This is a genomic window from Streptomyces sp. NPDC030222 (genome assembly GCF_055573115.1).
The window spans coordinates 96368-105445 of the sequence record NZ_JBVICA010000026.1 but is presented as its reverse complement, the minus strand read 5'-3'; the positions used below and the strand labels follow the sequence as shown (position 1 = coordinate 105445).

Annotated in this window: 5 protein-coding genes; all 5 read right to left on the bottom strand. The window is 70.7% G+C overall.

What is annotated here, in order from left to right; translation table 11 throughout:
• Positions 1-3682 (bottom strand): type I polyketide synthase (locus tag ACZ4Z5_RS29445; protein ID WP_468268314.1); only part of this gene is annotated, 3682 nt, incomplete at its 3' end.
• A 443-nt stretch (positions 3683-4125) separates the two neighbouring features.
• The gene (gene asnB, locus ACZ4Z5_RS29440) at positions 4126-5970 is read right to left on the bottom strand and encodes an asparagine synthase (glutamine-hydrolyzing) (protein ID WP_468268302.1); all 1845 of its coding nucleotides are present in this window, start codon (positions 5968-5970) and stop codon (positions 4126-4128) included.
• 370 nt (positions 5971-6340) lie between these two features.
• Positions 6341-7885: a PH domain-containing protein gene (locus tag ACZ4Z5_RS29435; RefSeq protein WP_468268299.1), complete on the bottom strand. Its 1545-nt coding sequence runs from the start codon at positions 7883-7885 to the stop codon at positions 6341-6343.
• The gene (locus ACZ4Z5_RS29430) at positions 7882-8382 is read right to left on the bottom strand and encodes a PH domain-containing protein (protein WP_468268311.1); all 501 of its coding nucleotides are present in this window, start codon (positions 8380-8382) and stop codon (positions 7882-7884) included. Before ACZ4Z5_RS29430 ends, ACZ4Z5_RS29435 begins: the two co-directional genes overlap by 4 nt.
• 63 nt (positions 8383-8445) lie before the next feature.
• Positions 8446-9048, bottom strand: a complete 603-nt coding sequence (locus ACZ4Z5_RS29425; RefSeq protein ID WP_468268296.1) for a hypothetical protein — start codon at positions 9046-9048, stop codon at positions 8446-8448.
• Between the last annotated feature and the right edge of the window lie 30 nt (positions 9049-9078).

Below are 9078 nucleotides of genomic sequence, written 5' to 3'. Positions count from 1 at the left end.
GACCCAGACCCCACACCTGAGCCTGCACCGCCGACACCAGCCGATCCGAACGCCCCACACTCACAGCACCACGCGTCACACACCACAGCGGCGCCCCCACCCCGGCATCACCCAACGCCTGCACCAGACCAGCCGACGCAACCACACCCGCAGCCTCATCCAGCGCAAGCAACGACACCACACCGGCAACGGACCCCGCGCCGGACAGCAACCCCGCCAGACCGGCACGATCCGTACCGGCCGAGACAGCCAACCGACGGACCTCAGCACCACGCCCCGCCAACGCACCCACCACGGCCGTGTCATCCACGCCCTCCGCAGGCGACACCACCAGCCACGACCCCGACAACCGCACATCGGACCCGAAGCCGGGGCCGGATCCGGTCGCGCCGTCCGTCAGCGGCTTCCACGACACCCGGTAGCGCCAGCCGCCCACCTCGGACTGGGTCCGGACTCGGCGGCGCCACGCCGACAGCGCGGGGACGACCTCGCTCAGCGGCTGCTCGCCGTCCGCGTCGAGTTCGAGCGTGGCTGCGAGTGCGGCCACGTCCTGGTGTTCGACGGCCTCCCAGAACTGGTCGTCGGCCGGATCGGTCCGGTGCGCGGGCGCCGTGGCCGACTCGGCGGTGGGCGTGCGTGCGTTCATCCAGTACCGCTGCCGCTGGAAGGCATACGTCGGCAGCTCCACCCGCGCGGCACCCGTACCGGCGAAGAAGGCGGACCAGTCCACCTCTGCACCCCGCACGAACATGCGGGCGACGGCGTCGAGCAGGGTGGCCGTCTCAGGGCGGCCGGTACGCAGCGCGGCGGCGAAGGCGCAGCCCGTGGTGTCCTGCGGTTCGGTGACCAGGCAGTCCTGTGCCGCGGCCGTGAGGACGGGGTCGGGGCCGAGCTCCAGGAAGGAGTCGGCGCCGCGCGCCTGGAGGGTGCGCACGCCGTCGAGGAACCGCACGGCCTCGCGCACGTGCCGGACCCAGTGTTCAGGGGTGGTCAGCTCGGCGGCGGTGGCCGTGGTCCCGGTGAGGAGGGAGACCACGGGGAGGGTGGGCGTGCCGTAGTCGAAGACCTGCGTCACCCGGCGGAACTCGTCCAGCATGCCGTCCATGTGCGGCGAGTGGAATGCGTGGCTGACGGTCAGTCGCTTGGTCTTCCGGCCCTGCGCCTCGAAAAACTCGGCGATCACGCCCGCCGCGTCCTCGTCACCGGCGACCACGACCGATTGCGGACCGTTGACCGCCGCGATGCTGACGTCTTCGGTCAGCAGCGGCAGGACCTCGTCCTCCGTAGCCTGCACCGCGATCATCACACCACCGGCCGGCAGCGCCTGCATCAGACGACCGCGCGCAGCGACGAGCGTGCACGCGTCCTCGAGGGAGAAGACTCCCGCCACGTGCGCGGCTGCGATCTCGCCCACGGAGTGACCGGCGACGAATGCCGGCCGCAGTCCCCACGATTCGACCAGTCGGTACAGCGCCACCTCGACGGCGAACAGCGCGGGCTGGGTGTAGGCGGTCTGGTGCAGAAGGGCGGCCGCGGGGCTGTCCTCCTCGGCGAACAGGACGTCGAGCAGCGGGTGTTCGAGCTGCTCGTCCAGGTACCAGCAGGCGTCGTCGAGGGCGTCGGCGAACACGGGGTGGGTCTCGTACAGTTCGCGGCCCATGCCCAACCGCTGGCTCCCCTGCCCGGTGAACAGGACGGCGAGGCGTCCTGCCGTGGGTTCGGCATGGACGACGGCGGGTGCGTCGGTTCCGTCGGCGAGGGCGTTCAGGCCGCGCTGGAGGGCGGTGAGGTCGTCGCCGAGGACGACGGCCCGCTGTTCGAATTGGCCGCGGGTGGCTGTGAGGGAGTGGCCGATGTCGAGGGAGGTGGCGTCAGGGTGGGTGTCGACCCAGGCGCTGAGACGCCGTGCTGTGGCCCGCAGGGCTTCGGGCGTCCTGGCGGAAACTGCCCACGGCAGCGGACCGGCCGCGTGCGCCGATTCCCGACCGCCCACGTGCGCTGATTCCTGACCGGCTGCGTGCCCTGCTTCTTCACCAGCCGCGCGCCCCGGCTTGTGTCCGGCCGCGAGCCCCGTGTCCCGGCCGCCCGCCTGCCCCGGCTCCTGATCGGACGGCTGGCCGGCAGCCGCCTCCTCGCGGTCCTCGGCCGGCGGCTCCTCGATGATGGCGTGGGCATTGGTGCCGCTCATGCCGAAGGAGGAGATGCCCGCCCGGCGCGGGGTGTGCGACGTGGGCCAGTCCACGGCATCGGTCAGGAGCGAGACAGCTCCGGCCTCCCAGTCGACGTGCGGGGTCGGCTCGTCGATGTGCAGGGTCCTGGGCAGCATCCCGTGGCGCATGGCCATGACCATCTTGATGACGCCTGCGACTCCGGCCGCGGCCTGGGTGTGACCGATGTTCGACTTGAGGGAGCCCAGCCACAGCGGCCGGTCCGCCGGACGGTGCTGCCCGTACGTCGCCAGCAGCGCCTGCGCCTCTATCGGGTCGCCCAGGGTCGTGCCGGTGCCGTGGGCCTCGACGGCGTCGACGTCGGCCGACGTCAGGCCGGAGTTGGCCAGTGCCTGGCGGATGACACGTTGCTGTGCGGGGCCGCTGGGCGCGGTCAGGCCGTTGCTGGCGCCGTCCTGGTTGATGGCGGTGCCACGGACGACGGCCAGGATGTGGTGGCCGTTGGCGCGGGCATCGGAGAGGCGTTCCACCAACAGCATGCCGACGCCTTCGCCCCACGCCGTTCCGTCGGCGGCGGCCGCGAAGGGCTTGCAGCGGCCGTCGGGGGCCAGGCCGCGCTGGCGGCTGAAGGAGATGAACGAGCCGGGGCTCGCCATGACGGCGGCGCCGCCGGCGAGCGCGAGGGAGCACTCACCGCTGCGCAGGGCCTGGACGGCGAGGTGCAGGGCGGCGAGCGAGGAGGAGCAGGCCGTGTCGACGGTGACCGTGGGCCCTTCGAAGCCGAAGGTGTAGGCGATCCGGCCGGAGGCGACGCTCGCGGCGTTGCCCGTGACGAGGTATCCCTCGAACCCGTCGGTGGCATCCTCCAGCCGGGGGCCGTATTCCTGGGTTTCGGCGCCGACGAATACGCCGACCCGGCCGCCCCTGAGTCCGGTGGGGTCGACGCCGGCCCGGTCGAACGCCTCCCAGGAGGTTTCCAGGAGAAGGCGCTGCTGGGGGTCCATGGCGAGCGCTTCGCGCGGGGATATTCCGAAGAATGCGGCGTCGAATTGATCGGCGTCGTGGAGGAATCCGCCTTCGCGGGCATAGGTGGTGCCGGCCCGGTCGGGGTCCGGGTCGTAGAGCGAGTCGAGGTTCCAGCCGCGTCCGGTGGGGAATGCGGAAATGGCGTCGGTGCCGGCGGCGACGAGGTCCCAGAGCGCTTCGGGGGAATGCACATCGCCGGGGAATCGGCAGCCGATGCCGACGATGGCGATCGGTTCGTCGCTGCTGACGGCGGGGGTGACGGGTGCCTCGTCGGGAGCGGTCCGGCCCAGGAGCAGGGCGTGGATCCGGCGAGCGAGGTGGGCGGGGGTGGGGTGGTCGAAGGCCAGGGTGACGGGCAGACGCAGCCCGGTGCCGGCGACGAGCCGGGCGTGCAGGTCGACGGCGGCGAGGGAGTCGAAGCCGAGGTCGAGGAAGGAGCGGTGGGGGTCGAGGACGGCGGGTGCGGTGTCGCGCAGGGCGGCGGTCACCAGTGAGGAGACCCAGTCGCGCAGTGCGGTGTGCTGTTCGCTTTCGGTCAGGTCGGCCAGGCGCTCGCGCCACTCTTCCGGGCCGTCGCCGCTGCTGACGTCCTGGGTTCCGCCGGCCTCGGGGGCGCCGTCGATTTCGGCTGCGAAATCCTGGGACTCGTTCAACATCGCGCGCTCCATCACTCCGTGCAGAGAAACCTAAGACCGGATATGACCCTGGCACGGGAGCGGCGCCGCAGAAACCCCTAACAATCCCCTATGGACCCCTGTGGGGTGACTCCATGGAAAGTGCGCGAATATGCGAGTGCGACCGAATCATCATGCCCTCGGAGTATGGGCAATTGCAAGAATTCCGTGGGTTGTTGTCCGCTGTCGGGAGAAGAACGAGGTGCGGGCCGGCGGGGTGACCCCAGCCGGCCCGCAGCAGCGTCCGGCTGTCGGTCCTACATACGGATCTCGGGCCGGTAGACGTCCAGCCAGATCGCGGTGTCCAGGGCCCGCTCCAGGCCGTTTCGGGCGGCCGGGGTCAGGCTCTCGGGGGCCGCGCCCACCGTTCCGGCGAGCCAGTCCCGGCTGACGATCTGGAAGACGGGGCCGTCCTCGCCGAGCAGGTCCTTGGCGTGCTGCTGGAGCGCCTCGGCGTAGCGCCAGTCCTGGATGACCGGGTAGGGGCTCTTGACCCGCTCGATCACGGACTGCGGCAGAAGGCTCTTCGTGGCGCCGCGCAGCAGGCTCTTCTCCCGGCCGTCGTAGGTCTTCATCGACCAGGGCGTGTTGTAGACGTACTCCACGAGACGGTGGTCGCAGAACGGCACGCGGACCTCGAGGCCCACGGCCATGCTCATGCGGTCCTTGCGGTCCAGCATCATCCGCAGGAAGCGGGTCAGGTGCAGGTAGGACAGTTCGCGCATGCGCTGCTCGTGCGGGCTCTCGGAGTCGATGCGGCCGATCTCGGCGACGGCGGCCGCATAGTTGTCGGCGAGGGCCTCCAGCGGGTTGAGCGCGATCAGCGTGTCCAGGTTGTACATTTCGGCGGGCTGGGTGTTGGGGGTGGCCCCGATCATGCCCGCGGTGATCCAGGGGAAGGTGTCCCCTTCCTGTACCACGGGGTTGTGCAGCCATCCGTAACCGCCGAAGACCTCGTCGGCGGCCTCGCCGGACAGTGCGACGGTGGACCGTTCGCGGATGGCCTTGAAGAGCAGGTAGAGGGATACGTCCATGTCGCCGAGCCCGGCCGGGCTGTCCCGGGCGATGACGACCTGGCGGCGTACCTCGGGGTCGGCGAGGGAGGTCGGGCTGAGCACGATGTCGGTGTGCTCGGAGCCTGCGTGGCGGGCCATCTCGCCGGCGAAGTCGGCGTCGCGGCTGCCGTGCACGTGGGTCGGTACGAAGTTGGTGGACTCCCCGGTGAAATCGACGGCGAAGGTGTGCAGCGGCCTGCCCTCGGTTGCGCGGCGTTCGGCGGCGAGCCCGGTGATGGCACTGGAGTCGAGGCCGCCGGACAGCAGGACGCAGGTGGGTACGTCGGCGACGAGCTGGCGGCCGACGGTGTCGTCGAGGATCTCCCGGACCCGTTCGACCGTGGTGTCGAGGTCTTCGGTGTGCTCGCGGCTTTCCAGCCGCCAGTAGGTGTGGCTGCGGAGGCCGCCCTGGTCGACGGTGACGACGGTGCCCGGCACCACCTCCAGCACGCCGTCCCAGATGGTCTCGCCGGGCGGGCGGTTGAAGGCGATGAACTCCCGCAGGCCGCGGGCGCTGACCATCGGCCTGGCCAGGGGGTTGGCGAAGATCGCCTTGGGTTCGGAGGCGAAGAGCACGCCGTCGGCGGTGGGGTGGTAGAAGAGCGGCTTGATGCCCATCCGGTCACGGATCATGACCAGCTTCCGGACACGGGCGTCCCAGACTGCGAAGGCGTACATGCCGTTGAGCCGGGGCGCCATCGCCTCGCCCCACTCCAGGTAGGCGTTGAGTACGACTTCGGTGTCGCTGGAGGTCCGGAAGTGGTGGCCGCGTCCCCGCAACTCCTCGCGCAGTTCGGTGAAGTTGTACACCTCGCCGCTGTAGGTCAGCGCGACGCGGCCGTCGGGTGTGGCGGCCTGCATCGGCTGGACGCCGCCCGCCAGGTCGATCACGGCGAGCCTGCGGTGACCGAGGGCGGCGGGGCCTTCGACCCACGTCCCTCCGGCGTCGGGCCCCCGCCCCGTCAGGGTCCGGACCATGCGGTCGAGGGTGCTGGTCTCCTGGGTCAGATCCCGTTCGTAGGCGATCCAGCCGGCTATGCCGCACATGCGATGCTCCTCAGTCTCGCGGCGCTTCCTGACGGCTCGATGCGTGCGGCTCCCCCGCCCCGCGTGACGGGGGCCACGGTGTTCGGACACGTCCAGGGGCCTTGACGCCCGACGGGCGCGCCTGTCCGCCCAGACGCTAGTTCCGCTCACGTCCGGTCACATCCCCTACCAGCCCCTCAAGGCGAAGGGTGGGGCGGGGCCCTCAGCGGAGGGAGGCAGGGGGGAGGCGGAGGGGACGAGGCGCGGTGGCCGGACGGAAAGGGATGCGGAGGGATGAGGCGTGATGGCGGGGGCGTGGACAGAGGCGGAGGAGCGGTCGTCAAGGACCGCCCCTCCGCCTCCCGGGGGTACGCCAGTTGGTCGACGGGGGTCAGTGGCGTGGCGGCCGTTTTTCGATGAACGGGGCGAGCAGCCCGGGTACCGCCTCCTCGGCGCAGGCGAGGCCCTCCGGGACCGAGACGTCGCGGACCTTGTAGACGCCGTTGCCCGCGGCCGTGGCGGCTCCCAGAGTGAGCAGGCCGGCCCGGCGCTGGAAGTACGAGCGGGTGATGGACCAGCCGATGATCCCGTCCCTCTGGAGTGCGACGGTACGGCGGTTGAAGGTGCCCGACCGGGTGACCAGGTAGCGGCCGTGGACGGCGTGGCCGAGACTGCGGTAGGCGTCGTAGGCGAAGGCCACGCCGGTGAGCAGCAGGGCCGCGGCGGTGATCCAGCCGGTGTGCACCAGCACCGGCGTGAGCCACAGGCCGAAGCCGATGAGAAGCGCGGCCACCAGGGCCGCGCACATGAGGGCGCGGTTGATCCTGCGCCGCAGGGCGGCCCGGGGGTGCGTCGCGAGCACCGCCGCGGTCGTCGGGGAGACGGTCTCACCGAGGACGTCGGCGGCGATCCTGCGGGCCAGGGGGAGCGGCACCGGCGGGGTGAGACGGCTGCGGCTGCTGTTCTCGTCCTCGTCGCCGAGGCCGCTCGCGACGGCCTTCAGGCGGGCTCCTCCGGCCCAGCGCAGCAGCAGGGGTTCGGCCAGCTGGACGCCGCGCAGCCGCTGTTCCTCGATGCTGACGGAGCGGGTGACGAGCAGGCCACGGCGGACGCGGAGCATGCCCGGTTCGTCACGGTCGAGGCGGTAGCCGCCCCAGCCCTCGATGAAGGTGGCGGTCGATCCGAGGACACCGATCAGGACGATGACGGCGACGGTCACCAGGATGCCGTACCAGAGCGGTACGGATCCGAAGCGGGCCTGGACGTCCTTGACGATGCCGAGTTCCAGGGGGTCGATCTTCATCTCGTGCAGCGTGCGGTAGGCGCTGCCGACGGCGATGAACACACCGCCGACGCCCCAGACGGTCAGCGGCGCGTACCGCAGCCACGCCCAGTCGAGTTCGGCGACGGTGGTGTCGGTGTCGGAGCCGACGGGTCGCAGGCCCTGGCGGGCCTGCCGGAGTTCGGTCAGCTGCCGGTGGAGTGCGGCGGCGTCGCGGACGCCGAGGCCGTCCAGGGACAGGCCCCCGTCGCCCTGGTCGCCGGTGCCGACCTTCAGGGAGGTGAGGCCGAAGATCCGGTGGAGGGGGTTCGCGGTCAGGTCCACACTGCGGATGCGGTCGACGGGCACCGAACGCTGGCTGCGGAACAGGAGTCCTTTGTGGATCTCCACCCGGTCGTCGGTGACGCGGTAGCGGGTGGTGGCGAGCCGCATGAGGCTGATGCCGGCGATGACGAGACAGGTGATGAGGAACGAGGCAAGCGTGATCAGGGCCTGGAGGTTGAGCTCGCCGCCGGTGAGCACGGAGGTGGCGGCGAACGTGGCCAGTGGCGCCGCCAATACGCTCAGGTTGACCAGTATCAGACGGCGGTCGAGCCGTCCCCACGACTCGTCCGGGGAGTCGGCCGGGCTGCGTACCGCGGTGTCCGGTGTCATGTGGCGTCTCCCGGTACGGCCTGGGTGGACCTGGTCAGGTGCTCCACGAGTTCGGTGGCGGCGCGGTGGTCCAGCCCCTTGATCTTCACGGCGCCGGCGGAGGAGGCGCTGGTGACGGTGATCCCGGAGAGCCCGAACATCTGCTGGAGCGGGCCGCGCAGCATGTCCACGGTCTGGATGCGGGACAGCGGGACCACTCGCCACTGCTGCCAGAGCCACCCCGAGGCGGCGTAGACGGCGTCCTCCGTCATCTCCCAGCGGTGCACCCGGTAGCGCCAGACGGGCATCACGGCCATGTAGAGGAGTCCGGGGACGAGCGCGGCGAGGAAGAGCCAGCCGAACACCGTTCGCGCGGGCGGGATGCAGAGGTAGAGCACGCCGAACACGAGCGGAAGCGGCAGGGCGAACACGGACGCCTGGAGCGTCCACCAGCCGATCGCACGGCTCTCCACGCGGTTGCGAGGCGGACGGAGCCTCAATTCATGGTTGTGTAGCACTGCCTTCACCCTAATTCCTGAACATTGTCGAACCATCGCCGGTCAACTCGTACTGCATTACGGTCAGTTCACTCTCCGCTCACCGTCGGTCCGGTGCTCGGAGTCCTCAGTGCGGTGTCCGTCGGCGGCCGTCCACTGCCGGCTCCGATGGCCGGCCGGAGCCGTCGCGGCCCGTACGGCGCGCAGCCGGGACAGCAGGACGGCCGAGCGGGCCGCAACCGTCGACAGCGACGTCAGGGCGAGAGAGGCCACGAGTGTCTCGCTGCCGCTGAGTTGGTAGTCGGTGGTGAACCGGGTGATGCGCGTGCCGAACCAGTGCTCGCAGCCGTAGGCGAAGAGGATCTGAACGGCGCAGAGGAAGACCCACACCGTCGCGTAGCCGAGTCCGGCGGTGCTGCGGATGTCCCCCGCACCGTCCCGGTGGGCGGAGAGCAGCGAGCCCGCGACGAGACCGCAGATCACACCTACACCGATGCCGGCGAGGTGCAGCGACATGTCGTTGCCGGCTGTCGGAAAGGAGTGTACGCAGGCGCCGATGACGAGGACGGCCACCAGTGTGGGGCCGGCGATCCTCACGGCGGTGATGCGCCGGTTGCCGGCATCGGTCACGAGGATGACGGCAAGGATCGATCCGCTGGTGATGAGTGCCGTTGTGAACTGCCCCACGTGGCCGAACCCGTCCCTTCCGAAAGTTCG

What these genes read in the sequence shown, in the direction of transcription:
- asnB (WP_468268302.1), bottom strand. Translation starts at nt 5,970, where the DNA reads ATGTGCGGCATAGCCGGCTGGATCGCCTACGAACGGGATCTGACCCAG.
- ACZ4Z5_RS29435 (WP_468268299.1), bottom strand. Translation starts at nt 7,885, where the DNA reads ATGACACCGGACACCGCGGTACGCAGCCCGGCCGACTCCCCGGACGAG.